This is a genomic window from Streptomyces sp. NBC_00249, from assembly GCF_026342355.1.
Classification (GTDB): Bacteria; Actinomycetota; Actinomycetes; order Streptomycetales; family Streptomycetaceae; genus Streptomyces.
On sequence record NZ_JAPEMV010000011.1, the window covers coordinates 281953 to 307746 of the forward strand.

Here is a 25794-nt window from a genome sequence, read left to right on the forward strand (position 1 = left end):
GCTCGTCGCGGACGTCGAACGCGGCTCTTGACCTGGCCCTCGCGTTTCACGGCTCGGCGAAGACGAGGATGCCCGGGCGCAATCGGGAGGCGAGATCGGCTACGGATGAGGAACACTTCGCCAGGTGATCGTGATGCAACCCGTCCTGGAGATGAACACCCCCGATGGCTTCGGCCTCTGGCCTGTCGCCGAGACCGAACGGTTCAGTTTCCTACCGCTCAGCGGTGAACTTTCACCCGCCGAGATCGGGACGGCGCTCATGCGCATCGCCGCCTGCAATGACGTGGACCCCGCAGACTTCGGCGGCCTCCCGCCTCGGCCGGCCGAGCCTCTCAGCGGCTTCCTGCACGGACTGCTGAACCTCGACAACCTCTACGCGGCGGGGGGCCTGTGCGTCACTGACAACTCCACGGGCATCACCTTCTCGCCCGGCTGCTGTGACGGACTGGAGGACTGGCACGACTGGCACCACGTCGCCGACGGCAGCGGCATGATCGGGTACGGCCACGATCCGCAGTCGTCGCTGGCCGAGCGCCTCGGGGATACCGTCCGCCTCACCGTCGACACCGACCGGAACGGTCCAGTGTTCGAGCTGTCTGCCACCCAGCTCCGCCGTCTGCTCGCCGGCGCAGAGCGCGACCTGACCGAGTTTCTCGCAGCGGCAACGGACTGGATTTCCGAGCACCTGCCTGACCACTCCACTCGTCTGACCGCCGCCCTTGCCCGCCTTCTCGCCCTTCCCGCACCGGGCACACCGCCAACCCCGCCCGGCACGGCCGGACGTGACTACCGGCATGCGCATGGCCTGGACGCTCGACGGACATGGCTGGGCCAACTGCACAGTTGAAGATCAACAGGCCAAAGTCGAGCTCACCTCGTGCTACTGACAAGGTGGCTCGGACCTGAGACGAGAGCAGCTACCGAGGAAAAACGGGTGGTGTCTGCTCCGCGGATGCTGAGTTCCTTTCGCCACCGGACGGCTTTTTGACGGCATGCTCCTGAGCACCAGCAGCGGGTGTCGTGCGGCCTTCGGCCGCTCAGCGACGCGCAGATCCCGCATGCGAGCTGCTGGGGTCGCTGATCAAGCGCCCCATTCCGACACTTGGTTGAGCGCCATGGGCAGCTGCGGGAGGAGGTTCCTGGAACCGCTCGAGCGGTTCAGCTGCGGCTGACACCGCGTCTGGAGCGTCGAGCGGGTTCAGCATGGGCGTCTGGGTTCTCCGTGCGGTTCTGCGCCTCGGCCTCAGTGCGTCCGCTGAGCACGTTCATGCTGCGAGGTTTCCTCGGTGATCTTCGCGACGTCCTTGGACCACTTCGTGCCGTCGCCGACGACCAGCGCGGCGTCGCGCATACCGCGTCGTCGGCAGTCTCGCAGCACGTTCGCAGTCGCCTGGGCGCGGCCATCGACCGCAACTCCATGCCCGTCGATTCAAAATCCCTCAAGGTCAGACGGGCGGCATCAGATCGCTCTCGCTGATGGTGTACGTCAGCAGGGGGTAGACGAAGTCCGTTTCATTGTTCTCACGGCGCCGTAGTTGATAGAACTCGCGCCTCTGCTCATCGTCGGCCGACATGAGGCGCGCACCCTGCGGGAGGTATGCGTGTCCGTCGCGAAACCGAACGGAGGTCTTTGACGTTCGAAACGTTACACCCAACCATTGGTTGTCCGCTGGCTGGGCGGGCGCGTCCAGCACGATTTTGTGTCTGAGGCGCCGATTCGAGTCGACAGAAAACGCGACGATACTGTTGTGGTCGAGGGGGATCTCAAATTTCTCGTGACCGGATCCCTTTGATTCGAAGATCAGCTTTCTCGGCGGGCTCGCTTCGGGATGTTGGTAGCAGGAGAAGACGGCGATAAACGACTCGTCGGCCAGATCTAGGGCTTGGTCGGAATGGCTGCCCATGGTTGTGTAGGCATTCGTGTAGCTCTCGATGAGGGCATTGTTGAATCCGACCGAAAGTGCCACACGTTCTTGAATCTGCTGCGCCAGCCGTTCGTGCACCGCCCGGAAACGCTGCGTCGGGCTGCTGTATCGAGTGGTAGTACGTACGAGAGGCACACTACCCGCCTCGTCGATCCGGGTAAGCACGGCGCCTCGCCGGCCTTTTCCTACGTCTTCCAGACAAGCCGACGCGGACAGCTCCGCAAAGAGATTCTCCTCGTTTGGCAAAGCGTACGAGACGACCTCATCCGAGATCCTAGACCCGAGGGGCAACGTAGTCTCCCGTGTTCATGCTGAAGAGAAGTTCGTCGCCGTAGTCAATGGAGGACGAGGTCCTGTTCTCCTCGGCGTACAGCCTGCGCAGCTCGTCCATGCCGGCCGGTGTGGGTGGCCCCAGCTTCACCAAATCTCCGGCCACTTTGAGGAACGTGTGGCCGTTCTTGTGAACGGCTTCGGCGCTCGAACAGCGCACCACGTATCCCAGGCGGGTCGGGAGCAACTCGGCGTCCAACGTTGAGGGCCGGATTTCGTGCGTATACAGACGGTTGGTGGACAGCGGCATGAAGAACACGGAGCCGGGGTGGAGAGTCAGGGTGAACTGCGGGGGGAGCGTGACCCCACCGCGTTCTTCGGTCGGCTCCTTGAGACGAAAGTGGAGTTTGGTCAGCCCGCTGGCCCCCTTCACACCGTAGTCGAAGGCGTCTTCGGCCAGAGGCTGCAGCTTGTCGAGCCGGTCATAGAAGGTGCAGAAGGCCATGATGCCATTGACGGGCATGTCCTTGGTCTTGTCGGCATGGGCCGATATCTTGGCCTTGGACTGCTTGCGCTCGGCCGTGGCAAGGGTGTTGTGGTAGATCTGAGCGAGGACGTGATTCAGCGGTGCCTGGTTCTGGAAGACGGCGGCGGCCTCGCGGTTCAGAACCTCGACGATGTGTGTGTCGGTCGGGCGAAAGCTCTCGGTCGGCCCCGAGAGATTCGTGGAGCACCGGAGCAGGCGGAAATGCAGTTCGTCACCGTTTCGTGTGACGGGCGTCAGATAGATTCCGCTGCGATGAGCTGTTCCAGGCTTGGTGGACTCCGTCAGGGACTGGAACGCGTGCTCCGCGCGGATCTGTCCGAAGTGATCGGAGTCGAGTCCGAAAAAGCGGCGATAGTACACGCCGACGCCGTGTACGCGCATGGGAACTCGGCCGATGTCGACGAGGGGCCAAGGTCTGTCGACGTCCTCGTGGTAACCGTGTGACAGCTCCCGGACAACGAATACCCGGGCAGCCGCATGCAGTTGGCGGCCGCTGATCCCGGATATGTCGCCACACAGGTAGACGGTCTTCTGCGCCAGGTCGGGCGAACCAGAAGCAAGGTCCTCCGGCGTGACTGTGGACCCGAAGAAATCCCTGAGCAAGTCATGACCTTGCAACATCGAAGGCGCAACCAAGATGTTGCTCGCATCCTCGATGCAGGCTTCTGTCAGCTCTGTTGTGTGCATCAAACGGTACCTGCCATTCGCAGATCTCGGCGGATTGCTCAAAACCGTGGACATGGCAACGGCCCGCACTCGTTCATTTGCGCTGCGAAGCACAAAAGAAAGGAGACGGACCGTTGAACCTTGATGATCTCACGGGGCCCGACAGCGGGCAACGGGTTCTGCGTGTGCTGAGCTGCGCGGCGAGGTCGTGAAGCCGGGGGGACGGCCTGCGGCGATCGGGCTGTGGCCTTCGTCCGAAACGGCGGCACCCTCCACCTCTACGCGGTCCCTGAGGCCGGCGTTGCTGCGCGTCGACTGCACCAGTCGCCACTTTTCTCCGCCGTGGCATCGAACGGCCGACCAGCCCGTCAGGTGGCTGCTCGGAGTGTAGGGCAAGGACGTTGGGCCGACCCGAACGACGTTCCTGGTGACGACAGGCAGGCCTGGTCGTGAGCCGGCCTGCTACGCGGGGTTCCGGTTCCCGTCGACGAAGGAGATCAGGCGCTCCACGTAGGTCTCGGGGTGGCTGATGTGGGGGATGTGACCGGCTCCCTCGAAGGTGTGTGTCTCGGCCTGGGGCAGCGCCTTCGAGAGCCGGTCCGTGATCGCGGCGAACCAGGGCGGGCTCTGCGTGCCCTTCGACAGCAGGGCGGGCCCGGTGTGGCCGGAGAGCAGGCCGAGGTCGAGATCGGCCCACCCCGGGTCGGCCTGCTCGTCCAGGAAGGTGGGGGCGTTGGCGACGAAGGTGTCGCGGACCCGTTCCGGCAGTTGGTCCCACGCCCCGGGCTCCAGCACGACCTCCTCCACGAACTGCCGCACCGCCGCGCGCGGCCGGTCCGCCCGCAGATGCTCCAGAACGGATTCGATCTTCCGGCTGCCGGCGGTGGCTGACGGCAGCAGTCCGGAGTCGTCGGCCAGAAGGCCCATGAGCGGGGGGTCGTGGGCGATGATCCCCCGGAAGAGCTCGGGCCGCCGGGACGCCAGGCCGAGTACGGTCGAGGCGCCGAAGGAGTTGCCCGCCACGTACGCCGGTGCGAACCCCAGCGTCTCCATGAGCGCGGCGAGGTCCTCTTCGTCCTCGAACCGTGATCCGGGCCCCGGCGGGCGTTCGCTCTGGCTGTGGCCCCGCCGGTCGTAGACCAGCACCCGGAACCTCAGCGCGAGGGCGTGCACGACCGGAGCCCAGGCCTCGTGGTCGCCCCAGGAGCCGTGCACCAGGACCAGCGGATCGCCGTCCCCGCCCGCCTCGTAGAAGAGTTCGACACCGTTCACTTCGACCCGCGACATCCTGGTCTCCTCACCGAAGGGCACCGGCCGCCGGCGTCTGCCCGCAGCCGGTGCCATTGAGTCACCGCGCCCCGGACCCTGACAACGACCCCGGGCCGCACGTCACGCGTCCGGGCGACCGTCGGTCAGGGCGGATGTTCTTGCTGTGGCGGAAGGCGTTGTCGGGGTCGTATGTGGCCCTGACCTCCATGAGCCGGCGGTAGGTCTGTTCGCCGTAGGCCTCGCGGACGCGGCTGGGGCGTCGTCGGAGTCGGGAAGTTGACGTAGACGCCGGTGGCGCGGTGCGGTTGGAGGGCTTGGAGGAATTGCCGCGCCCAAGCGGTCCCGGCTGCGGCGTGCCCGCGGGTCTCGTCGGGGAGCCACACGCCGTCGATGGGATGACACAGGGGCGGCTGGCTGACGTCAGCCGATTATCGGGCCGGCAGCCGACCAGCGCTGGCCACGAGGCCTCTGATGTCCGGAATCCAGCCGAGTACCGCTCGCATCGACGACTGCGTAGTCGCCAACGATCTTGTATGGGTCGCCATCCTCATATAGCCACACAGTGACGCAACCCTTCGAGACATAGGTGTCGAACCAGACATCAACACCCTCCGCCTCAGAACGGACTGTGAGTGCTTCCCCTGGTTTCATCCAGTAGTCCTCGCAGTACGGCTCGATGAAGGGACAGAGCTCGGTGTCGCCCCGGTTCTCTATCGGCATGCTGCTGCGACCCACTGCCCCCCACTTGGTCTCTGGCACCGGGCACGCCCCTGATCTGGCCTCCACGATCAGACAGGCTTCCACTCTCCCCAGCCCTAGACGGGGCTTGCGCGACCACGCCGCCCAGTTGGGACTGTGGTGAAGCGGGACGCCCGATTCCTTGGGCCATGCACCCGCTTGTCCGGGGCGTCCGCCGGGCCCTCACGGGCAAGGACGGGACTCCTCGCCGCGATCCTTCGTCCACCCCTTCACCACAGCTCGATGCGCACGTCTCCCTCCTGGCCCGCGTACCTGCCCACGAAGCCGCGGAACGTCATGTCTGCGACGGCGGCATCGGCCCAGGCGCCCTTCACCCCCGGAGGCCCGGGCTGGAAGGCCAAGGTCACGTGGTGCACCACGATGGGGTCCTCATCCGGTTCCCGCCCGGTCGAGGTCATGATGCCTCCGGTCGGGTCGACACCGGGGATCTCGGCGTCGGGGAAGTCCGATCCACACCGCATGCGCTTGGTATCCGCTGCGGCGGACCGTGCTGTTACCTTCGCCAGTCGGCATGCGTCATGGGTGTGACGACCGGATACGACGGCGTCACACCCACGAGTGAATCGAGAACCGGATGCTGACCAACATCATGTACGTGACGGTCTACGTCACCGATCAGGACCGCGCGTTGGAGTTCTACACCGAGGGACTCGGCCTGGAGAAGCGGCTCGACTTCCCGGGGCCCGACGGACGTTTCCTCACCGTCGGTGTTCCCCACAGCCCGGTGCAGATCATCTTGTGGTCGCATGCGGCAGCCGCGGGACAGCCGGGCGGCGTGGGCGTCCCCGGGCCGCTGATCCTCGAATCCGAGGACTTGCGAAAGGATTTCGAGATCATGCGCCGGCACGGCGTCGTCTTCGAAGAGTCCGAGCCCGTCGACTATCCGTTCGGGGTCCGCGTCGAGGCGGTGGACCCGGATGGAAACCGGATCTCGCTCCGTCAGCAGCTCAAGCCGTGACCGCCCACCCGTCCGGTCTCGTGGCCGAGGCGTTCGAAGCCCAGCGCGATCGGCTGCGTGCCGTCGCGTACCGCGTGCTGGGCTCGCATGCCGATGCGGAGGACGTGGTCCAGGAAGCCTGGATACGTCTCGCCCGCCAGGACGCGGCGACCATCGGCAATCTGGCAGGCTGGCTGACCACGGTGGTCGGCCGAATCAGCCTGGATCTCCTGAGATCCCGCAGAGCCCACCCCGAAACCGCCTACGAGCAAGAGTTCGCGAACCTCGTGGTGACGGCCGACGACGACCCCGCGCCGGACGAGCTGGTGGCGCTGGCCGATTCGGTCGGCCTCGCCCTCCTCGTCGTACTCGACTCGCTCGCCCCGAGCGAACGCCTGGCGTTTGTCCTGCACGACATGTTCGCGGTCCCGTTCCAGGAAATCGGCCAGATCCTGGGCAAATCCGCCGACGCCACCAAGATGGTCGCCAGCCGTGCCCGCCGCAAGGTCCAAGCCACGGACCGCACGACGGGCCCCGGCCGCGAGCACCGAGAGGTCGTCCAGGCATTCGGAGCCGCCGCCCTCAGCGGCGACTTCGAAGCGCTCCTGCGTGTCCTAGACCCGAACGTGAAGCTGATCGTCGACACCCCCGACGGCGTGGTCGTCACCCTCGGCGCCACCAAAGTCGCCGCTGGCGCCCGCATGTTCTCCGGTGAGGTCGCCCGCCAACGACCCGTGCTGCTCAACGGAATCCCCGGCCACATGTCCTGGCGCCCCGACGGAACACCTCTCTCCGTCATCGCCTTCACCGTCAGCGAAGGCCGGATCGCCGGCATCCACATCGTCGTCGACCCGGCCAAACTCGCCTCGATCCATCTGCCCACCCTGGACTGAGCCGGTGCCGTCAGGCTCGACCAGTCAGCGGGCTGAGAGGGTGTCTCACGTGGCAAGTTTCGTGAGCTTCTTGTAGCAGGTCAGGGCAGCAGCCAGGCCGAGGAAGGCGAGGAAGTGTGAGCCCTTTCGTTCGTACCGGACGGTCGAGCGGCGGTAGCTGAAGAGCCGAGCGATCGACCGCTCGATCTTCCAGCGGTGCCGGCCGAGGCGTTCGCCGGAGTCGACGCCTGGCCTCGCGATGCGCGCGACGAGCCCACGCTCGCGCAGCCAGGCCAGGTGTTCGGCGGAAAAGTACGCCTCGTCCGCGCGGAGTTTGACGGGGCGGCGTCTCCGTGGCCCCCGGCGGGACCGGATGGCGGGGATGCCGAGGATGAGCGGCACCGCCCGGTGGAGCCGACGTCATAGGCCGGCCTCGGTCCATATCGTGAAGCGGCGATGCGCGGTGGCGGGGGAGGTGCCGAACGTCGGCGGTAGATGTCGCCAGGCACAGCCGGTGGTCAGGACGTACACCAGTGCCGTGAACACGGCCCGTTCGTCCCACGGCGCGGTCCCACCACCTTGCGGTCGAGCCGCGAATGACGGCCATAACGGGGGAACCAGCTCCCAGAGTGCATCAGGAACCAGACGCTTCGACAGATCAGCACTCGCAACCGGCATCATGCCGCTCGAACATCACGTCACGTCGTGGGAGAGCCTTCTAAGCCTTGGTTGGTGCGGCCGTCCTGGCGGTCTGCTCGATCTTCGCGAAGTAGGCCGCACGGGCTTCCTCGTCGATCGGCTGCTCGTTTTCGGCGCGCACCCCGGTCCGGCCGTCGACGCCCTCGCGCAGGATGTCGGCGTGCCCGGCATGCCGGATGGTCTCGCCGAGGACATGGACCATGATGGCGAACAGGTTCGTGTTCGGATAAGGCTCCGACCACCAGGGCACGTGGCCGGGGGCATCGAGGGCGAGCTCGTTGATCGTCGCGTCCGAGTGTTCCCACGTGCGCCGGTAGAACCCGACGATCTGATCGCGCGTCTCGTTCTCGGCCGCCCATTGATCGCTGCCGTCCGAGTCCTGCCACCGGCACAGCGGTTCCGGAGAAGGGCGGTCGAAGACCTCACCGAAGTACCTGGCCTCGACCGTGGCCACGTGTTTGACCAGGCCGAGGAGGTTGGTCCCGGTCGCTGTCAGGGGCCGGCGCGCGTCGTATTCGGACAAGCCGTCGAGCTTCCAGAGCAGCGCCTCACGGTCCCGCCGCAGTCTCTTGTGCAGGTTGTCTTTCGCGAACTCATCGATCATGCGGCACGAGCCTGCCATGGGCTGCTCACGGTCTCAAGATCCCGTACGCGGTCCGCAACGACGGGCGGAGCCGTGGTCAGCTATGGTCACCGCAACTGGGCCTGCTGACCTCGGCCGAATGGCCGCCACCTGAGAGCGGCGGCCCTGCCTGCACCGCCCGCCGAGCCCTGGCCGAGGCCATTCCCGCGGGCATCAGCTGCCGCCCGGACACCGCCCTCGGCATCCTCGGCTGACCCCACCAACCCCAAGCACCCCGGCCTACGCTGAAATGTGGCGGCCGACCCGGTGAGCGGCCCCGGCCGCCGCCACCCAGCTTCAGCGTGCCTGCGTAGAAGTAGAAGAGCGCGAGCAGTCCCGCGACGATCCAACAGGCGATGTTCATGGTTCCCGTTCATGGGGCCCCGGTTCACGGGGCCCGTCGATTGCGTCGAGTGTCAGGGAAGCCCCTGGAGAAGACCGGTCCGTCGTCCGAGGGGTTCGGACGCGAAAGGGCGGGAGCGTCACCTCCCACAGGTCGAAGGAGGGCGGCCGAGCCGGTTCCGTCCCGTCGGCTTCAGGCGAGGTCTGTGGCGGGCTGCGTCGCGTAGCGGCTCATCGCGTCGATGTTGGCCTGTGGCGTCAGCGGCCGGCCGCCGGCGAGCACCTCCTGGAGGTCTCGGAAGTACTGCACGTACAGGTCGGGTGTGAAGGTGCTGAGCATGACAGCGGGTTGGTCGGTCAGGTTGGCGAAGGTGTGCGGGGTGCCGGGCGGAACCATGACGAGCGTCCCCGCGGTGGCCTCGTAGTCCTCGTCCCCGACGGTGAACCGCACGTTGCCGGAGAGGACGTAGAAGCCCTCGTCGTGCCGGCCATGGCGGTGCTGCGGCGGACCTTGCGTGTGCGGGGCGAGGACGGACTCAGTGATCGCGAGGCGGTGCCCGGTGTGGCTGCCGTCCTCCAGAACGCGCATGCGCGTGGTGCCCAGAACGATCGTCTCGCCGTCACGGGGACCCACCACCGATATGGCGCCGTCGGCCTGTGCCTCGCTGGTCTTGGTTTCTTCGGTCATGTCCACGAGTGCACCGCCGGGACCCCGCCGGTGTCCAAGACCTATTCAGCAGCGCCGATACCTTATGAGTATCGTTGCAGCGTGGAGCTACGGACCTTGCGCTACTTCGTGGCGGTCGCCGAGGAACTCCACTTCGGCCGGGCCGCCACCCGACTGCATATGAGTCAGCCGCCGCTGAGCCGGGCGATCAAACAGTTGGAAACCGAGGTCGGGGCTCCGCTCTTCGCCCGCTCGACCACCGGCGTCACGCTCACTCCGGTGGGCACGGTGCTGCTCGACGAGGCGCGAGCCCTACTCGACCACGCCGACCGCGTCCGGGTCCGCGTGAACGCAGCAGCCGGCGTCGCGACCATCACCGTCGGCATCCTGGGCGACGGCACCGACCCGGGAGTGGCCAGGCTGGCCGCCGCCTACCGCCGACACCACCCCGGAGTCGACATACGCATCCGAGACACCGATCTGACGGACCCGACGTGCGGACTGCGCTCTGGACTGGTCGACGTCGCCCTCACCCGGGCGCCGTTCGACGAGACCGCCCTGACGGTGCGTGCGCTGCGGACCGATCCGGTCGGCGTGGTCCTGCGCGCCGACGATCCGCTGGCCCGCCGCGATGGGCTGCGGCTGGCCGAGCTGCGCGACCGCCGCTGGTTCCAGTTTCCGCAGGGCACCGACCCCATCTGGCAGTCGTACTGGAACGGTGGCAGGCCGCGTGAGGGACCAGTGGTGCGCGCCGTCCAGGAATGCCTGCAGGCTGTGCTGTGGAACGGCACGGTCGGCCTGGCCCCGCTCGGACACGACCTGCCCGCGGAGTTCACCGTGGTACCGCTGACCGACATAGCGCCGAGCCGAGTGGTGGCGGTGTGCAACGAAGGGGACACCAACCCGCTGATCCGATCATTCATCGAGATCGCGACAGGCGCGTACCGCCGCTGAGCATCGGCAACGGCGCTGCCGCAGCTCGTGAACAATTCGAACGCTGCAGCCCTCGTGACCGCCGCCCATCCAGTTGCCGTCCCAAGAAGCGCGTGCAGCTCTCAGGCGGGGGATCCTCCGGACGGCCATGAGCCGGTACGGCGGCGGCCCCGAGAAAGCCGTCGCCGGCTTCGCCGCCTACCTGCGGGCCGAGCAGGCGCTCGGGCGCGTGGGCGCCGGACGCCGACCCGGACGCGGGATGTCGGCCGCCTGGCGGGACTGTCGGTGCTCCGTAGGGGAGGTGTCGGTGACTGCTGGAACCGTGGGTGTCGTCGAGTTGCCGGCGGAGCAGTCGCAGCCGCCTCCACCAGCAAAGGAGCCCCGTCGCCATGTCGTCCGCATCCTCCACCCCGCCCTGGAACGTCCGACGGCTTCCGCGTGCCGACGGCCGCGTCTTCCTGGTCACCGGCGGCAACGCCGGCATCGGGTACTTCGTCGCGGAGCAGTTGTCGGCGACCGGCGCCACCGTCGTACTCGCCGGCCGGAATCCCGCCAAGGCCGAGGCCGCCACGGCCGTGATCCGTGAACGTGTTCCCGGCGCGCGGGTACGGGCCGTACGGCTGGACCTCGCCGACCTCCCGTCGCTCGGAACAGCGGTGGAATCTCTGGAGGTGGAGCGCCTCGACGCGGTGGTCCACAACGCCGGCGTCGCGCTCGACGACCCGCCGCGCAGGGAGACCGGGGACGGTCACGAGCTCATGTTCGGCACGAACCACCTCGGGCACTTCGCCCTGACCCACTGGCTGATGCCGCTGCTGTCGGCCGCGCCGGCGGCCCGCGTCGTGACCATGGGCAGCTTCGCGGCCAAGTCCGAGCGGCTCGACCTGCACGACCTGCAGTCCCGGAGGGACTACCGGCCCAAGCGCACCTACGCGCGCTCCAAGCTGGCACAGATGTACTTCGGCGTCGAACTCGACCGCCGCCTGCGCGCCGTCGGCAGCCCGGTGACGAGCGTGATGGTCCATCCCGGCGGCGCGCTGGACTCCCTCACTCCGTCACGGCCGCCGGTCCATGTGCGAACCACCGGCGCCCGGCTGAGCGCGGCACCCGCGGCCCTCCTCGTCCAGGGCAAGCACGCCGTCGCATGGCCCGCGGTCCGAGCGGTGCTCGATCCGGCGGTGCGCGGAGGCCAGCTGTGGGGGCCACGCGCCTTCGGCCTGCGCGGCGAGCCCCGACAGGAACCGATGTGGAACCACCTCGCCGACACCTCCGTCGCGGCGCGGTTGTGGGACGCGAGCTGCGACCTGACCGGCGTCTCATCCCCGGAAGCACTCGCCTGGCTCCTGGCCACCTTGTTCGGCGCCGGTGCACTCGTCGCGCTGCGGAGGTCCGAGCGCGACCGCGGCGAAGCGTGGTCGCTGCTCGGACTCGCCGGACTGGCCCTGCAGAACGTCACCTTCGCCGGGGTCATCGCGACCCGCCTCGCCCTGACCTCGACAGCCCCGCACGACCCCTCCGCGACCACGGCACTCTGGCTTTGCACGATGCGGTGTTCACCCTCAACGGAACCTTTCTGGCGCTCGCCCTCCTCGGCCTGTCCGTCGGCGGCCTGCGCACCGGCGCGATCCGGCCGTGGCACGGCACCTTGGGGCTGCTCGCCGCCGCACTGCAGTTCAGTTCCGCCACCCTCGCCCACTGGGTGATCGGCAACGGCGGGGCCTTGGGCCTCCTCGGCCTCGCCGGCTGGCTGTTGTGGGTCGTCTGGATCGTCGCCTACGGCATCACCCTGATCCGGCACAGCCCGGGCACCCCGGTCCGGAGGTCCCCCAGTGGCCAAACCAGTGCGGCCCCTGCCTGACCGCACTGACCGGCGTCGCAGTTCTGTTCCTCGGGCTCAATTTCCTGCTCAACCCTGACGGTGCACCCGCCGGATTCGGCATCACCCCCTGGCCACAGGGGAACGCCGACGGCTACTTCGTCGCGAAGGGCGTACGCGATATCGCCGTGGCAGCCACCGTGTTCCTGCTGCTCACGCTCGGGCAGCGGCGAATCCTCGGCTGGGTGGTCCTCATCGACGCCATCATTCCGCTCGGTGACGCGCTTGCGGTCGTCACCCATGGCGGCACGTTCACCACAGCGCTGAGTGTTCACGTATCGGCGGCCGCCATCGTCGTACTCACCGCCATCATGCTGCTGACCGAGGGCAGCACACGCACGACACCGCAGCCACAGCTGACACCCTCCGCGTGATCCTGCGGACAGTGCCTATGCGGTTCTGGCCGCACTCGCGTGAAGGCCTGGGTTGTTGCGCGGTGGCAGGCCGGCACGGCCTGGACGCAGGCCGTCTCGCTGGCGCAGCCGTCACGGAAGCGCGGCCAGAACCAGTTTCAAGAAGCGTCATCAGGGTCCACGCTGAAGGACTACGGACGGGTAACGGCCCGATTCGCTGGGCACCAGGAGGGCTGTCGGCGGCGGGTGAATCGTGACCCACCCTGGCCGGTTGAAGATTGACCCCCGGTCCGTCAGTTGATGTTGTTCATTCCCCGGTGTTGGCGGGTGGAACCCGGCCGAGGTCGCGGCCGCGCATGCGGTAGCTGTCGCCCTTGAGGGAGATCACTTCGGCGTGGTGGACGAGGCGGTCGATCATCGCGGCGGCGACGGTGTCGTCGCCGAAGACCTCTCCCCAGCGTCCGAAGGGCTTGTTGCTGGTGACGATCACGGAGGCGTGTTCGTAGCGGCCTGAGATGAACTGGAAGAACAGATTCGCGGCCTCGGGTTCGAACGGGATGTAGCCGACCTCGTCCACGACGATCAGGGGAATCCGGCCGAGCCGGGTGAGTTCGTCGGCGAGTTTGCCGGCCTGGTGGGCGTCGGCGAGGCGGGCGACCCACTGGGCGGCGGTGGCGAACGCGACGCGGTGCCCGGCCTGGCAGGCCCGGATCCCGAGACCGGTCGCGAGGTGAGTCTTGCCGGTCCCGGGCGGCCCCAGGAAGATCACGTTCTCCTTCCCGACGACGAAATCGAGCGTCCCGAGGTGGGAGATCGACTCTCGTTTCACCGACCGCTGGTGGTCGAAGTCGAAGTCCTCGAGCGACTTCCTGGAGGGAAACCGGGCCGCCCGGATACGACTTTCGGCGCCGTGCGAGTCGCGGGCAGCGACCTCCCGCTGCAGGCAGGCCGCAAGGTATTCCTCGTGGGTCCAGCCCTCCGAGCGGGCTCGCTCGGCGAGCCGGCCGACCGAGTCCCGCAGGGCAGGGGCCTTCAAGGCCCTGGTGAGATAGGCGATCTCCGAGGTGACGTCGCGGCCGTTCGCCGTGGTCTTCGTGTCGTTTCCGCTGGTCATCACGCCGCTCCTTCGCCTGTGGTCAGTCCGCCGTCGATGACACCGAAGATCCGGTCATAGGAATCCAGCGACCGTTCTTCGACGTCGGTGTTCTGCGCCGGCACGGGCTTCCTGCCAGCGGCCGCCTTTCGGGCCGCCGCCGCGGCCGCCGCATGGTCGGGGTCGGTGAGGGTTTGGTGGCGGGCCCAGCAGCGGGCATGGCGGGCGACTTCGACGCCGTCGCAGGTCACAAGGACCTGGTCCAGGTCGGCGGCGACCTCGACCCGGCGGCCGATGGCCAGCGGGTGGACCGAGTAGTCGCAGGTGTCGAGGCGGACGTAGTGGTCCCGCGGCAGCCGCAGGGACGCCTTCCACCAGCCCGGCGGCGAGATCGGCGGCAGCTGGAGCATGCGTGAGCGGTCGGCTTCCAGCCGGTCCGACGGCCTCGCCTGCAATGTTCGGTGGATCCGCCGGTTGGCTTTGCTGAGCCAGTCCGCCAGCTGAATGTTGAAGTCCGCGGGGCTGGCGAAGACCCGGCCGGGCAGGAACGAGGTCTCCAGGTAACCGTTTGCCCGCTCGACCAGCCCCTTCGATTCCGGATCACGGGGCTTGCAGAGGACGAACTTGATGCCCAGCAGGCCTGCGAACGCTGCGAAGTCATCCGTCAGCCGCGGTCCTCCCGCCCGCCACGAGCCCACCGCCCCCTCGTTGTCCCAGACCAGGGCCCTGGGGACGGCGCCGAGGTCGGTCAGCAGCCGCCAGTGCCCGGCGATCAAATCGGCTGCGTTCCTCGAGGGCAGCATCCGGGCCGTGATCCACCGCGAATAGCCGGCCACCATCACCAGCACCGGCGGATGACCGCTCTGCCCGAACCCGAGCGGGACCTCCGTGGCCGGGAACCACAGATCACACTGGGCCAGATCGCCCGGCTCATAGACCGTCCGCGACGCCGGATCGACGGGCCGGTAAGCCGGCCGCAGATCACGGACCCTGTCCTTGAGAACGGTCATGCCCCGCTGCCAGCCAATCCGCTCGGCAATCACGGTCGACGGGATGTCCGGCCACTGTTCGAGCAGTTCACGGATCTGCGGCTCGACCGCATCGACGACCGAGCCCTTCGCCGCCCGCTGGTACTTCGGCGGCTCGTCATCGGCCACCGCCCTGCGGACCGTGTTCCGCGAGATCCCCAACTTCCTCGCGATCGCCCGGATCGGCATCTCCTCGGCCCTATGCAGCCGCCGGATCTCCGCCCAGTCCTCCACGCTGATCACCCATCCTCCCGACCTGACTCAACGAGTCAGGCCCTCGATGGGGGTCAACTTTCATCCGACGCCAACGGTCCACTTTTCACCCGTCGCCGACAGAGGGCCGCAGCCGCGATGTTCTGGCGGCCACCGAGTCGGATCTGGTGGCCTTCAAGAGGGTCCGGACCCTGTTGCAGGAACGGCCCATCGGCTTGTCGGCCTGGGGCAAGGAGTCTGGGCTGCTGGATCAGTACCGCTACTTCCGCGACGTCGGCCTGGGCGGGCAACGGCCGGACTCCCAGGTCGACCGGACCTTTCGCGGCTGGGCACCACGCCGCAACCGCGCGGGCTCCGACGTGGTTCCCAGTTCACGGTTCAAGCCTGCGCCAAATACGGCAAGGCCCGCACCCTCTACATCCCCGAGGACGCGATCGGCTCGGTCGACACATACGTCGCTCAGGGCGCGGGCTCCGCGGCCTCCCGTTCGTCAGGGGGCGGTGACAGGGAGGCGGGCGCAGCGGCGGCACGCGCGTGCAGAAGCGGCGATGCGCGCGTGGAGGGCGATGGTGATCAGACAGGCGGCCGCGGTCAGTGGCCAGTTGGTGGCCAGTACCGCGGCAGTGATGAGGGTCAGCGCGCTCAGCCCGAGGGCGACTGCCGCGGTGGTTCCCGTCCAGGCGACCACGAGCGGCAGTCGTTGCGGGAGGGGCAGTCGGCGGGCCAGTGTGCCGGTGACGGAGAGGCACACGGCCGCGAGCAACGCGGTGAGCGCTGCGAGGCCGCCGAGGTGGGCTGCGGCCACCTGGAGCGGGTCCGGCAGCCGGCGGTCCGCCGCCCGGGTGGCGAGCTCGACCAGGTACCAGCACACCAGCACGCACGGGATGATCAGCATGACGGTGCGCGCGGTGTGACGGGCCTGGGTGATGGTCAGTTCATGCTGAAAGCTGGGCGCGAGCTCGGCCACGGTGCCGAACTGGCAGATGGCTTGGCGGGCGGCGTCCCGGTCGGGTTCGGCATCGGGCGACAGTTCCCGCGCGGTGTCCAGGAGGCCTTCGCGCAGTTCGTCCACCATCTGGGTCTTGAGTCGGGCCGGGCCGTGCAGGGTGGCCGTCAGGTCCGCGAGGTGGGCTTCGATGGGGTCGTCGGCACGGGTCTCGGGCGCCTTCACGCGGCGTGTCCGGGGGCCGGCGCGGGTTCCAGCACCGAGCCGATCGCTGCGATGAACTCCCGCCAGTGGGTCCGCTCGGCGGCCAGGCTGCGCCGTCCGGCGTCGGTGAGTTCGTAGCAGCGCCGACGTCGTTCGCCCACCGACTCCCATGCGCTGCTCAGCAGTCCGATCCGCTCGAGCCGGTTGAGGGCGGGATAAATGGTGCCCTTGCGCAGCTCTAGTACGCCCCCGCTGCGCTCCTCGACCGCAGTGATGATCGCGTAGCCGTGCAGGGGGCCGGATTCCAGTACGGACAGCAGCAGTCCGTCCAGGTGGCCGCGTACCGCATCCGTCTTCATGGTCAGGCAGCCTACCTAAGTGACTCTCCCTGTGCTACTTATAGATCGGTAGCCAATCTATTGGCAGCCAATCCATGAAAGGATCCCTGTGACCAAGCTGCTGCTCTCGCTGCACGTCCTGGCCGCGATCCTGGCGATCGGGCCGATCACCGTCGCAGCCTCGATGTTCCCCCGCTACGCCAGGCTGTCGGCCAGCAGTGACGCACCGGAGGCCAACGGCCAGATCACCGCGTTCCTGCACAAGATCTGCCGCGGGTACACGGTCGTCGGCATCGCCGTCCCGGTCCTCGGCGTCGCCACCGGCGCCCGGATGGGCGTCCTGACCGATGCCTGGCTGCTGACGTCGATCGCGCTCACGGCTGCCGCCGCGGCCCTGCTGCTCACGGTGGTCCTGCCCGGGCAGGCCCGACTGCTCGCCCAACCCGCGGATGCATCCGGCGCAGGAGGGACAGGCACCGGCGTGGCCACGAACGCCATGCCGGAGCTGCGGTCGGCGGCGGCGCGCCTCTCCATGACCACGGGGATGTTCAACTTGCTGTGGGCAGCCGTCGTCGTCCTGATGATCGTCCGCCCCGGCTCCACGACGGGAGCCTGATCAGCATGCGAACCCTACGCATCGCGGCCGCAGTTGAAGCCGGATCCCTCACGCTCTTGCTGCTCAACCTGTCCACCGTGCACACCGGGGTGATCACGTCGCTGGGCGGTCTGCTCCACGGCACGGCCTATCTGGCCACTATCGTCGCCGTCTTCCTCACTCCCGCCCTCGCGCGGCCGGGAACCAAGGGGTGTGTCTTCATTCCCGGCATCGGAGGGCTCCTCGCGCTGCGCCTGCTGGGGCAGCAGCCACCCGCCTCCTCACCCGACAGACTGCCCGGCGCCGACAGATGACTGGGAAACGATCACCGACAGCACGGGAAACCCCTCTCCCGGCGGGCTGCTCAGACGCAGGCTGACGACTTCCCTGGGTGCCCCGAAACGGGTGCACCACACCCCGCCCCACGACCGGAAGTCCACGTCTCGTGAGACATGCGAACCGCGAGGAACATCTCCACGCCCACGTGGTGCCCCGCGAGGCCGACGACGGCCTGCCCCTGCCCTGGAGCCGGCAGCAGGCCGCCCGCGCCGCCGCGCAGAACTGAGCCTCCTCGTGACCGGCACCAGCACCCTGGTCATTGCCCGCGAGCCGATCCCGGCCGGCCCCTTCGTGGCGCGCCGCTACAGCGTGCTGGTCTGCACCACCCTGACCGACACGGCGGCCGCCGACTTCACGCTCATCACCAGCAGCCGCTGACCCGATTTCAGAGATTCTCATCAACTGCCCTGCTTGCCCTAGTAGTGCTTTGTTACTGAGCTTGTAGTCGTGGTGTCGTCGCGAAGAAGACCCGGTGGGCGGGGCGGTTGTCGGTGTCGGCGTAGCGCAGGACGTCGCGGAACGGGTGGGGCAGGGACTGCTGCAGGACGCAGACGCCGGCGGCCGCCCAGGCGAGAGCCGCCTCCAGATCGCCGGTGACGCGGGGCTGGCCCAGGTCGTCTTCGTCCAGCTCGGGGTCGTCGTCCGCGTCCTCGTCGTCGAGGCCGGCGTACTCGTAGGCGAAGGCGGCGTAGGAGTCCAGGTCCCGGGGGTGCAGGAGACGGCCTCCGATCGTGACGCTGGCCTTGTGGTACGCGGTGTGGTGTTCCTCGCTGGAGTCCTCGTCTGGAGTCCAGATCCGCTCCATCGTCCACTCCGGCCGCGGGGGCAGTGCCGCGACCTTCTTCTCCAGCGGGGACAGCCCGCCCGGCTCGTCGGCGCACTCGGAGTAGTAGGCGGCCGAGTCGAACCGGTATGCCTCCCCCTCCGGCGCCCACGCGAGCAGCGGCCGGTCCAGCTTGCGCAGCGCCTCCACGGTGAGCTTGCCCGTGGGCGCGAGCCACGGGATCGCGCCCTCCGCCGTGGCCTTGGCTTCCTTCTTGTCGAACCCCATCCACATGACGGCCAGTGTCCCGCTTCCCGAACCCGGCCAGGGGAACTGTGACTGAGAGTCCTACTTGGCCAGTCTGAGCATCACGGTTGGCCACACCACCTGACCTCCACAAACAGTCCGCTTGCGGCGCTTTCGGACCACCCGACCGAACCCCGATTTGACCGCGCATCGCCGACGGGTCAGCTTTCTGACCTGCGCGAACGCTGCGTGTCCCGTGACAGGTTCAGTCGTCACGTGGTGCCCTGTTTTGGTGCTAGGCGAGCGCGCGGTAGGTGCTCGCGATCCTGGGGGCCTGGCCCTTGCGTTTGCCGGTGGGGGTGCAGGTCGGGCTGGATCTGCTCGACCGACTCGCCGTTCGCGCGGCGCCGGAGCACGGTGTGCAGCATGTCGTCGGTGATGACGGGCGGCCGGCCGCCGTGCTTGCCCTTGCGGGCCGCCGCGTCGAGCCCTTCGAGGGGGGACTCCCGGATGTTCTCCAGCCTTGGGACTGGTAAGCCGTTGGCGCTGAGAATGATCATGGTCTCTAGCTGCGGATCTCCGGGCGAGGCCGTGGCTGGCCGGTGACCGATGACCGGTCACCGGCCGTTCGGGAGTTGCACGGACCGGTCACGGCGCTGACGTGCTGTTTGATCGATCGCGGGCGACGGATCGGTCACGCTCGGCCCGCTGACCGGTCACGGTCCAGCTGGGCAAGCCCTCGTCACGGAGGGCTTGCCCAGCGTCCGGGCCGCAGGACGGGACGCCTTCCCAGGTCGTGGCCGCACCGTCTGGGACACGACGGTCCGGAGCCGGCCGACGCCTCCTTGGGGGCCGTACGACGGAGTCATGAGACGACACCATCACGACAACGCCAGGCTCATGCCGACGTTTCCGGGAGACATGTGGCACGCCCTCGCCTCCCTCCATGGAGCCCACGCCGATCCCGTCGGCAACATCCCACCCCACGACCGCCCCGACGCGTTCCTCTCTCACCCGGCCCGGTGACATTGCCTTCACCGCGCGAGTGGAACTCTCCGGAGGGGAGACGATGGGCCACCTCCACAAACTGATCACCGCCCTCACCCGCGGCAACACCTCCACCTACGAGCTGGGGGCTGCCGCGCCGCCCGGGACCGCGTTGGAGATCATGGCCGGCAAGCGCCACCAGCTCGCCCTCCACAGCGGTCACGTGCTCGGCCTCACCCAGCTCCTGCGTAATGCCGTCGACACCATCGACGCGCACGCCACTTCCGGCGATGGACTGTGCTGCCACTGCCACTGCCACTGCCACTGCCACTGCTACGGCACCGGGCGGGCGCATCCCCTGTGGGAGGTGGAGGCCGAGGAGCCTGGGCAAGCCGTAGGCGACCCTGGGCAAGCCCTTCGTACATGGCTTGCCCAGACTCCCTCATGGGCCGTCCCGTCCCGGGCGCAGGACGTCGGCGTAGATCCGGGCCCGGACGCCGGGCTCGCCGGGATCCCGGCGCACCGGGCCAACGCCCGATGTGGCCCAGCGCTCTGATGGTGCATCTCCAATCTGGCTGTGGTCCACATTTCGTGACGATCACTGACCCGTCCCTGCACTACGTCGGCCCGCTACTAAACACGCCGATAGGCTCCCGTCATGTTCGAATACCACGGCTGGATCACGATCCGCGAGAGCGCCACAGACGACGATGACCCAACCCGGCTCACCGAGATCGTTGAGAGTCTTCGGCACTACATCGACGGGATCGCCAGCCCATACCTTCTCGACCTGCGATGGATGAACGGCGAACCCTTCATCCACATCGGAGGCTTCTCCAACCACCGCACCTCACCCGAGATCCTCGACTTGTTCAGCCGGGTCGGCACGACCGCCCCGGGCTCATACGGCCTCCTCCACCTGCGCGATGACGAAGACCCAGCACATGAGAACGAGGTCCGGGTCTTGAGGCTGGCTCGCGGAACCGTCACCCAACACACCGAACTGTTGCTGTCTCCGTGTATCCCCACGCTCGAAGATCCATTTGCGGGATGAGGCAACAAGCCCGCCCCTGCCGCACGGTTTTCGCCCAATCAGATCCGCGCAGGTCAGCCCAGCGTGATGACAGCGACTTCGATGCGTAAGGACGATCAAGGTAGTTGGGCGAGGACAAGGGTCCGCAGGAGGGGGAATGATGCTCGCCCGTATGACCTGCGTTTGATGAGTTTGATGCGTGTTACCTGGCCCTCGACGACACCGGAGCTCCAGGGCAGGCTGAGGCCGTTGACGACCGCGTCCCAGTCGTGCTGGAGGAACGTGGCGAAGGACTGGATCTGCTTGGGGCCATCAGCCAGGGCCCGAGCCATCCATTGGGCGAGTTCGGAGCCCCGCCGGTCGCGGGCGATGGCGTTGAAGGCGTGTGCGAGCTCGCGGGCGGTTCTCAGATCGGGACAAGATTCCAGGACGCGGTCGAGTTGGGTGCTTTCACGGCTGTTCAGGGTCTCAGGACGGAGCATGATCCAGCTGGTGATCTGGCGCGGGCTCGGGACGAGCACGGGTTCGTCGATGGCGGTGCCGGCTCGCAGGGTTGCGACGTACTTGCGGACGGAGATCTTGCTGCCCGAGTACCCCTGCTCACGCACTTCTCTGAAGAGTTGGGCCGCATTGGTCCCTCCTGTTCGGTATCGCCGCTGGATGTAGGGCTTGAACCGCGCGAGGATTTCGGGCCGGCGGTCGCGCGCGGAGGCCAGGAGGTCGTCGAGTTCGATGCTCGCGTAACGGCGGACCGTCTTGCGGTCGCGGCGGAGATCGCGGCTGATGGCACTGAGGTTGTCACCGCGGAGGAGCCTGTCGTGGACGTCCTTGTGGCGCTGCCGGACCCGGGCAAGGATCTGGCTGTCCGGCGGATCACTCGCGGGGGGCATGGGTGTATCCGTATGTGAGGCTGGTGAGGATGCCGGTGAGGGCGATCCCGGCCGCCCATCCCACTACGGTGAGTCCGAAGCCGAGACCGATGTACGCCCAGAACAGGGCGGGGCCGGCCACGGCCGCGATGGCCAGGAACACCGGGTAGTCGATGTCCCGGCCGCCGAGGAACTCCGTGAGCTGAGGGACGGAGATGAAGGCCCATAAGCCCATGTAGGCAACGGCGATGACGACGGCGACGGTCGTGAGCACACGGGCAGCACGGGTGGTCGGAGGGGTGTTCGCGGCGTCGGTCATGAGGCGGTGGGCTCCTTCTCCTACGGCGAGCAGGGCAGTCGGCCCCGATCCGGTATAGCCGACGGGGACCACAGGGGTGCGTGCTTCCCGGCAAGGCTCCCCGGGGCCGGTGAGGAACAAGCAACTCGAAGCGGTGACGCGGCACCGGCGACTGCAACGCTGACCTGTGACAGCGAAGTTGGACGGATTGCCACCGAAGTTGGACCAACGCTGTTTAGCGACGAGAAAGTTGGACCGATTGGGGTGGGTGCATGCTCGGTGCGGGTGCCTCGCTGGGGTGCTTCGCGGGGTTTTAGTATGTGATCGTGTGGCTGGCTGCTACCGTCGCGGGTGACGAGCCCGCCGAGGTGCGCGGGCGTTGACCTTGTCGTTTAACTTCCGTCGCGCGTAGGGGATGGCGGCCCTCGTAGGTTTCTTCGGCGAGCCACCGTGTCATTCACGGGGTCGTCAGTCCTCCGCCCACATTCCGCGTCTGTAGAGGTCGTGGCTGTCCAGTAGGCCTGCTTCACGCTCTGGAGTGCGGGTGATGGTCCCGCCGCCGTTCTCCAGCATCACGATCGAGGCGAGCAACATGCCACGCATCAGGTCGTGCATGATGAAGTTGTTGGTGGAGCAACAGGTGTCGTAGACCCGCTGTGTGAATGCCTGGAACGTCTGGATGTCGACGTCGGCACCGCCGCGTTCGTTTGGTGTCACTCCGGTAGGCAGTCCCAGCAGGTGACCGGCACTATGCGCGATGGACACGTAAATCTGGCCCACTCGCAGTGCTGGGTCCCAGATGGTCTTGGTCCTGTTTTCCGTCTCAAATGGGTAACTCAGGGGTCGTTCCTCAGATGGGTCCAGGAAGTCTGGATGCTGTTGTGGTCCAGCCAGTGACCGTATCAATCGTCGGACTCGACGCTTCGGCATTTTGATCCGCATCGGAGCTGCCGCCACGTCGGGGTTTGGTGCCGACCTTGTGGTGGGCGGGCCGGATGTAGGGCTTGCCGGTGGCAAGGACGCGCCCGACGTCGTAGCGGGTAGCGGGCTGTCGGTTCTTCGACCCGACCGGGCGACCAGGGCCGGGGCGGGTGGGTTTTGGTGTACCGGCTGGCGTGCCCGTCTTCGCGTGCAGGTTCCTGAACCCTCGGCGGACCCGGGCGGGGGTGATCCTGTTCGGTTCCAAGGGTCGTTCCCAGGGGCGTCGGAGGTCACGTGCGAGAGGGCGAGCCAGGCGGAGCTGAGCGTGTGCGGCCAGGACCAGCCAGGTCCAGCGGTCGGCCGCCGCCGAGTCCCGCAGCTTCGGCCTGGTCCAGCCGAGCGTCTGCTTGAGCAGCCGAAAGGTGTGCTCCACATCGAAGCGGCGCAAGAACGCCTGCCAGCACCGATCGACGTCGGCCGGGCCGGCGCCGATGCCCGACCACCACAGCCAGACGGGCTTGTTCACCCCGCCACTGGGCAGCCTCTCGACCGCCAGGCGGATTACGGTGCCCTCGATGATGGGCAACGGTCCCTCATGGTGGAGCCATGCTGCCCTCCGGGTCAGCCGGGGGTGCAGTCGATCCCATGCCTGCGCGGTCGCGGTCCCGTACCGGTTGGTGTTGGTGATGGTCACCGCGGTGACCTCTCCCCAGGTCCCGGGTCGGCCGAAGACGAACTCGCCGCCGTGCTTGGGCGGGCGGCCGCCCTGCGGCGGGCAGATCCACGGCACCGGAACGGGCTTGCGCAGCACCCGGTCCGAGCGGAGCCGGCCCAGCACCTCCACGGGCAGGTCGGCCACCAGGTGGGCGATGCGGGGAGCGTCGTAGCCCGCGTCCAGCACGACCAGGACCTGCGGGTCCCCCTCCCGCCACTGGCTGGCCTCCACGAGACGTTGGACGACGTCGCGGATCTGGTCGGCGGTGACCGCGGCCAAGTCGGCACCTGGCTCCAGCCGGATCACGTCCAGCAGTGCGGTCCATGAGGTCCGGCCGGTCTCCAGGGCGGCGACGATCGAGTACGGCCAGCCGGGCACCATCTGATGCTTGCCCAGACCCCGACCGAAGGTATGACAGAAAGACCTGTCCGAGGAAGTATCGGCGTCCGGCCGCAACCAGGGGGAGACGTCCAAGGCCAGCACCAGCCGACCGTCGCCGGCTCGGGGAAGCGGGACACCGACCAGTGCTCGCCGCAGCCGGGCGACGTTGATCCGACCGTGGTTGATCCCCGAGTACAAGGCCCCGTGCCCGCGCCGATGCTCGGGAGCGAGCGCAAGGTCCACGAGGGTGCGGACCGGACCGTCGGTGCACAGCAACGCGTCGCACAACTCGAACAGGGCGTCGCTCCGGGCAGTCAGGCAGGCGTACAACTCCGAGCGGAACTCCGTCACCACCGTCAACGGGTCTCGCTCAACCTTGTGCTCGACCAGTCCCACGATCCCGGCCTCCGTACTGCGCTGTCGCTCAACACAGGATCGACCCGCGGCCCCTCACGCAGCTGGTGAACCGGGAAAACTCCGAACAAGTTCGACCCGCGTTCGATGCCGGACCATAAACGACAAGCTGAGGCGAGAGTGGGCGGAAGCGGTGCCGTCGTTGATGGCCGCGTTGCAGGCCAGAGCAGACAAGGCCCAGATGTGGGCCGGGCGGGACGGCGGCTGCGGGCCCACCGGATTTCCGGGCGGTCAGGCCGTCATGCTACCTAGGATTGACCCATGACTAGTCGACGTCAGCTGATACTTCGCCTGTCACTGCCCCTGCCCCTGCTGTTGGCGTCCACGCTCTCCCTGGCGGCCTGCAGCTCGACGCCCTCCAAGGCCACGGTGGCGGCGCGCGAGTTTGCCAAGTCCGCCTGCGCCTCCCTGCAGCAGCTGACCGACCACCTTGCCCGCCCCCGGCCGTCAAATCTGACTGACCCCTACTACCAGACCGCCGAGCAGTACCTGAACACGGCGACCAACCGCGCCGCCGACGCGGCTCAACAGGACCACGGCTACCAGGAGTTCGCCGACACCCTGCACCGGGCGGCCGAGACCTGGCAGGTCACCTTCACGCTGGACGAGGCCGAGCCGCTGATCCAGCAGGCGCGGAAGGAGAAGTGCTGACGCTCTCGACGTGAACCTAGTGCTGTGACCGGGAAGGTTCGCCGGGTTGAGCGGTCAGGCCGCGATGGGTAGGGGTCTGCCGCCCCAGCGGATGCCTCTTTCGCTGCGGATACGGGCGCGTTCGCGTCGTTGGGCGGCGAGGACGTCGGGGTGGCGGGCGTTCTGATTGCGCCAGCGGAGGTAGGCGTGCAGGGCCCGGGTCTGGACGGTGTGGTTGGGGTGGTTCGAGTTGGCCAGGGTGAACTGCCGTAGCGCGGTCCGAAGTGAGCCTCGATGGGGTTGGCCCAGGAGGCGTAGGTCAGGGTGAAGCACAGCTCGACCTTGTTCTGGGCCGGCCACCTGCGGATTCTCCAGTTCAGGTGGGCGGAGAGGTTGTCGAGGATCACGTAGATCGGGGCGCCGTCCGGGCGGGCCGCCCGGATCGTTCTCAACGCGGCCCAGGTGTGGTCGATGCCTTTGCGGCGCCGGTTGACGCCCCACATCTGGTCGTCGCCGACGGAGTAGCAGCCGTGGAAGCAGGTGATTCCGTGGGTGCGCCGGTAGGTGGCCGGCAGGCGGTCGGGCCGGGTCTGTTCTGCCCAGCAGGAGCCGGCGATGGGGCGAATGCCCAGCGGGCCGAACTCGTCGAACGCGAAGGTGCGGTCGGGTCGTTCGTTGATCGCGTACTCGATCCGGGCCAGCTTGGCGTCGAAGGCCGCATCTGGGGACTCTTTCCAGGTCTTCGTGCGCTGGAAGGAGATCCCGCGGCGGGCGAGTAAGCACCGCAGGGCCTCTCGGCTGATGAGGACGGGGCGGGCACGGTTGCGCCGTAGGTGATCGGCGAGCTTGCGGATCGACCAGCGGGTGAAGGGCTTGCCCAGCACGGTCGGGCGAGTGGTGGCCGTCTGGACGACGAGGTCCTCGTCGTCACGGTCGAGAAGGCGGGGACGGCCTCCCGCCCAGCGAGGGTTAAGGCATGCGAGCCCGATCTCGTTGAAGTTGTGGATCACGTCGCGGACGGTGTCCTGGTCCGCCTGGACCAGG

The 25794-nt window shown here is 67.8% G+C and carries 29 protein-coding genes and 4 pseudogenes; 12 read left to right on the plus strand and 21 right to left on the minus strand.

What is annotated here, in order from left to right; genetic code table 11:
- Positions 1 to 133 precede the first annotated feature (133 nt).
- Entirely contained in the window at positions 134 to 847 is a 714-nt protein-coding gene (locus OOK31_RS36985; protein ID WP_267091851.1) for a hypothetical protein, read from the plus strand.
- 598 nt (positions 848 to 1445) lie between these two features.
- On the opposite strand, the gene OOK31_RS36990 is transcribed toward OOK31_RS36985, so the two are convergent.
- The 6 genes from OOK31_RS36990 to OOK31_RS37010 form a co-directional block, all read right to left on the minus strand.
- A complete protein-coding gene (locus OOK31_RS36990; RefSeq protein WP_267091818.1) occupies positions 1446 to 2216 on the minus strand; it encodes a hypothetical protein in 771 nt (256 codons plus the stop codon).
- Positions 2200 to 3429, minus strand: coding sequence for a hypothetical protein (locus OOK31_RS36995; protein WP_267091819.1), 1230 nt, complete (start codon positions 3427 to 3429; stop codon positions 2200 to 2202). Before OOK31_RS36995 ends, OOK31_RS36990 begins: the two co-directional genes overlap by 17 nt.
- A gap of 441 nt (positions 3430 to 3870) precedes the next feature.
- Positions 3871 to 4695, minus strand: a complete 825-nt coding sequence (locus OOK31_RS37000; RefSeq protein WP_267091820.1) for an alpha/beta fold hydrolase — start codon at positions 4693 to 4695, stop codon at positions 3871 to 3873.
- Positions 4696 to 4756: 61 nt separating this feature from the next.
- Positions 4757 to 4885 carry a BBE domain-containing protein gene (locus tag OOK31_RS39615; protein WP_353962700.1) on the minus strand — a complete coding sequence of 43 codons (129 nt, stop codon included), beginning with the start codon at positions 4883 to 4885 and terminating at the stop codon, positions 4757 to 4759.
- A 212-nt stretch (positions 4886 to 5097) separates the two neighbouring features.
- Positions 5098 to 5397 (minus strand): hypothetical protein, encoded by a 300-nt coding sequence (locus OOK31_RS37005; protein WP_267091821.1) that lies wholly within the window; start codon positions 5395 to 5397, stop codon positions 5098 to 5100.
- A gap of 248 nt (positions 5398 to 5645) precedes the next feature.
- Positions 5646 to 5897 (minus strand): hypothetical protein, encoded by a 252-nt coding sequence (locus OOK31_RS37010; protein ID WP_267091822.1) that lies wholly within the window; start codon positions 5895 to 5897, stop codon positions 5646 to 5648.
- Between the two features lie 113 nt (positions 5898 to 6010).
- Between OOK31_RS37010 and OOK31_RS37015 the strand changes: the two genes are divergently transcribed.
- Positions 6011 to 6394, plus strand: a complete 384-nt coding sequence (locus tag OOK31_RS37015) for a VOC family protein (protein ID WP_267091823.1) — start codon at positions 6011 to 6013, stop codon at positions 6392 to 6394.
- Positions 6391 to 7266 carry a sigma-70 family RNA polymerase sigma factor gene (locus OOK31_RS37020; protein WP_267091824.1) on the plus strand — a complete coding sequence of 292 codons (876 nt, stop codon included), beginning with the start codon at positions 6391 to 6393 and terminating at the stop codon, positions 7264 to 7266. Before OOK31_RS37015 ends, OOK31_RS37020 begins: the two co-directional genes overlap by 4 nt.
- 45 nt (positions 7267 to 7311) lie before the next feature.
- On the opposite strand, the pseudogene OOK31_RS37025 reads toward OOK31_RS37020, so the two are convergent.
- From OOK31_RS37025 to OOK31_RS37035, 3 genes and pseudogenes are all read right to left on the minus strand, one after another.
- Positions 7312 to 7923 (minus strand): annotated as a pseudogene (locus OOK31_RS37025) (transposase).
- Between the two features lie 40 nt (positions 7924 to 7963).
- Positions 7964 to 8548, minus strand: coding sequence for a DinB family protein (locus tag OOK31_RS37030; RefSeq protein WP_267091825.1), 585 nt, complete (start codon positions 8546 to 8548; stop codon positions 7964 to 7966).
- 553 nt (positions 8549 to 9101) lie between these two features.
- A complete protein-coding gene (locus OOK31_RS37035; protein ID WP_267091826.1) occupies positions 9102 to 9596 on the minus strand; it encodes a cupin domain-containing protein in 495 nt (164 codons plus the stop codon).
- Between the two features lie 81 nt (positions 9597 to 9677).
- Here OOK31_RS37035 and OOK31_RS37040 point away from each other — a divergent pair, with 81 nt between their 5' ends.
- The 3 genes and pseudogenes from OOK31_RS37040 (at position 9678) to OOK31_RS37050 (ending at position 12758) form a co-directional block, all read left to right on the plus strand.
- A complete protein-coding gene (locus tag OOK31_RS37040) occupies positions 9678 to 10529 on the plus strand; it encodes a LysR family transcriptional regulator (RefSeq protein ID WP_267091827.1) in 852 nt (283 codons plus the stop codon).
- Positions 10530 to 10897: 368 nt separating this feature from the next.
- Positions 10898 to 11830: pseudogene (locus OOK31_RS37045) on the plus strand (SDR family NAD(P)-dependent oxidoreductase); the annotation flags it as partial.
- Positions 11831 to 12260: 430 nt separating this feature from the next.
- On the plus strand, positions 12261 to 12758 hold the full coding sequence (locus OOK31_RS37050) for a DUF4267 domain-containing protein (RefSeq protein WP_267091828.1): 498 nt from the start codon (positions 12261 to 12263) through the stop codon (positions 12756 to 12758).
- Positions 12759 to 13044: 286 nt separating this feature from the next.
- Here the strand turns inward: OOK31_RS37050 and istB are convergent, their stop codons facing one another.
- The 4 genes from istB to OOK31_RS37070 all read right to left on the minus strand — a co-directional run bounded on the left by istB (position 13045) and on the right by OOK31_RS37070 (position 16580).
- Positions 13045 to 13851, minus strand: a complete 807-nt coding sequence (istB, locus tag OOK31_RS37055) for an IS21-like element helper ATPase IstB (RefSeq protein WP_267091829.1) — start codon at positions 13849 to 13851, stop codon at positions 13045 to 13047.
- A complete protein-coding gene (istA, locus tag OOK31_RS37060; protein WP_267091830.1) occupies positions 13851 to 15101 on the minus strand; it encodes an IS21 family transposase in 1251 nt (416 codons plus the stop codon). The genes istB and istA overlap by 1 nt, the downstream gene beginning before the upstream one ends.
- A gap of 460 nt (positions 15102 to 15561) precedes the next feature.
- Complete coding sequence (locus OOK31_RS37065) at positions 15562 to 16242, minus strand: hypothetical protein (protein WP_267091831.1); 681 nt, start codon at positions 16240 to 16242, stop codon at positions 15562 to 15564.
- Positions 16239 to 16580, minus strand: coding sequence for a PadR family transcriptional regulator (locus tag OOK31_RS37070; protein WP_267091832.1), 342 nt, complete (start codon positions 16578 to 16580; stop codon positions 16239 to 16241). Before OOK31_RS37070 ends, OOK31_RS37065 begins: the two co-directional genes overlap by 4 nt.
- Before the next feature lie 88 nt (positions 16581 to 16668).
- Here OOK31_RS37070 and OOK31_RS37075 point away from each other — a divergent pair, with 88 nt between their 5' ends.
- The 3 genes from OOK31_RS37075 (at position 16669) to OOK31_RS37085 (ending at position 17871) form a co-directional block, all read left to right on the plus strand.
- Positions 16669 to 17175 carry a DUF2269 family protein gene (locus tag OOK31_RS37075; RefSeq protein WP_267091833.1) on the plus strand — a complete coding sequence of 169 codons (507 nt, stop codon included), beginning with the start codon at positions 16669 to 16671 and terminating at the stop codon, positions 17173 to 17175.
- A gap of 5 nt (positions 17176 to 17180) precedes the next feature.
- Entirely contained in the window at positions 17181 to 17468 is a 288-nt protein-coding gene (locus OOK31_RS37080; protein ID WP_267091834.1) for a hypothetical protein, read from the plus strand.
- Positions 17469 to 17727: 259 nt separating this feature from the next.
- Positions 17728 to 17871, plus strand: coding sequence for a hypothetical protein (locus tag OOK31_RS37085; protein WP_267091835.1), 144 nt, complete (start codon positions 17728 to 17730; stop codon positions 17869 to 17871).
- Between the two features lie 52 nt (positions 17872 to 17923).
- Here the strand turns inward: OOK31_RS37085 and OOK31_RS37090 are convergent, their stop codons facing one another.
- Complete coding sequence (locus tag OOK31_RS37090; RefSeq protein ID WP_267091836.1) at positions 17924 to 18550, minus strand: hypothetical protein; 627 nt, start codon at positions 18548 to 18550, stop codon at positions 17924 to 17926.
- 224 nt (positions 18551 to 18774) lie between these two features.
- Complete coding sequence (locus OOK31_RS37095) at positions 18775 to 19062, minus strand: hypothetical protein (RefSeq protein WP_267091837.1); 288 nt, start codon at positions 19060 to 19062, stop codon at positions 18775 to 18777.
- Between the two features lie 307 nt (positions 19063 to 19369).
- On the opposite strand from OOK31_RS37095, the gene OOK31_RS37100 reads away from it, so the two are divergent.
- Positions 19370 to 19528 (plus strand): hypothetical protein, encoded by a 159-nt coding sequence (locus tag OOK31_RS37100; RefSeq protein ID WP_267091838.1) that lies wholly within the window; start codon positions 19370 to 19372, stop codon positions 19526 to 19528.
- Positions 19529 to 19931: 403 nt separating this feature from the next.
- Here the strand turns inward: OOK31_RS37100 and OOK31_RS39495 are convergent, their stop codons facing one another.
- Positions 19932 to 20075 (minus strand): DUF6207 family protein, encoded by a 144-nt coding sequence (locus OOK31_RS39495; protein WP_323188302.1) that lies wholly within the window; start codon positions 20073 to 20075, stop codon positions 19932 to 19934.
- Positions 20076 to 20147: 72 nt separating this feature from the next.
- On the opposite strand from OOK31_RS39495, the gene OOK31_RS37110 reads away from it, so the two are divergent.
- Positions 20148 to 20543 carry an Imm7 family immunity protein gene (locus OOK31_RS37110; protein ID WP_267091839.1) on the plus strand — a complete coding sequence of 132 codons (396 nt, stop codon included), beginning with the start codon at positions 20148 to 20150 and terminating at the stop codon, positions 20541 to 20543.
- A 95-nt stretch (positions 20544 to 20638) separates the two neighbouring features.
- Here the strand turns inward: OOK31_RS37110 and OOK31_RS37115 are convergent, their stop codons facing one another.
- From OOK31_RS37115 to OOK31_RS37130, 4 genes and pseudogenes are all read right to left on the minus strand, one after another.
- On the minus strand, positions 20639 to 21412 hold the full coding sequence (locus OOK31_RS37115) for a transposase (RefSeq protein WP_267091840.1): 774 nt from the start codon (positions 21410 to 21412) through the stop codon (positions 20639 to 20641).
- A complete protein-coding gene (locus OOK31_RS37120; protein WP_267091841.1) occupies positions 21396 to 21710 on the minus strand; it encodes a hypothetical protein in 315 nt (104 codons plus the stop codon). Before OOK31_RS37120 ends, OOK31_RS37115 begins: the two co-directional genes overlap by 17 nt.
- A 447-nt stretch (positions 21711 to 22157) precedes the next feature.
- On the minus strand, positions 22158 to 22631 hold the full coding sequence (locus OOK31_RS37125; RefSeq protein WP_323188303.1) for a DUF6086 family protein: 474 nt from the start codon (positions 22629 to 22631) through the stop codon (positions 22158 to 22160).
- Positions 22632 to 22716: 85 nt separating this feature from the next.
- A pseudogene (locus OOK31_RS37130) lies at positions 22717 to 24102 on the minus strand (NF041680 family putative transposase); the annotation flags it as partial.
- A gap of 279 nt (positions 24103 to 24381) precedes the next feature.
- On the opposite strand from OOK31_RS37130, the gene OOK31_RS37135 reads away from it, so the two are divergent.
- The gene (locus OOK31_RS37135) at positions 24382 to 24771 is read left to right on the plus strand and encodes a hypothetical protein (RefSeq protein ID WP_266672085.1); all 390 of its coding nucleotides are present in this window, start codon (positions 24382 to 24384) and stop codon (positions 24769 to 24771) included.
- A 54-nt stretch (positions 24772 to 24825) separates the two neighbouring features.
- Here OOK31_RS37135 and OOK31_RS37140 read toward each other — a convergent pair.
- Positions 24826 to 25793 (minus strand): annotated as a pseudogene (locus tag OOK31_RS37140) (IS630 family transposase).
- Between the last annotated feature and the right edge of the window lies 1 nt (position 25794).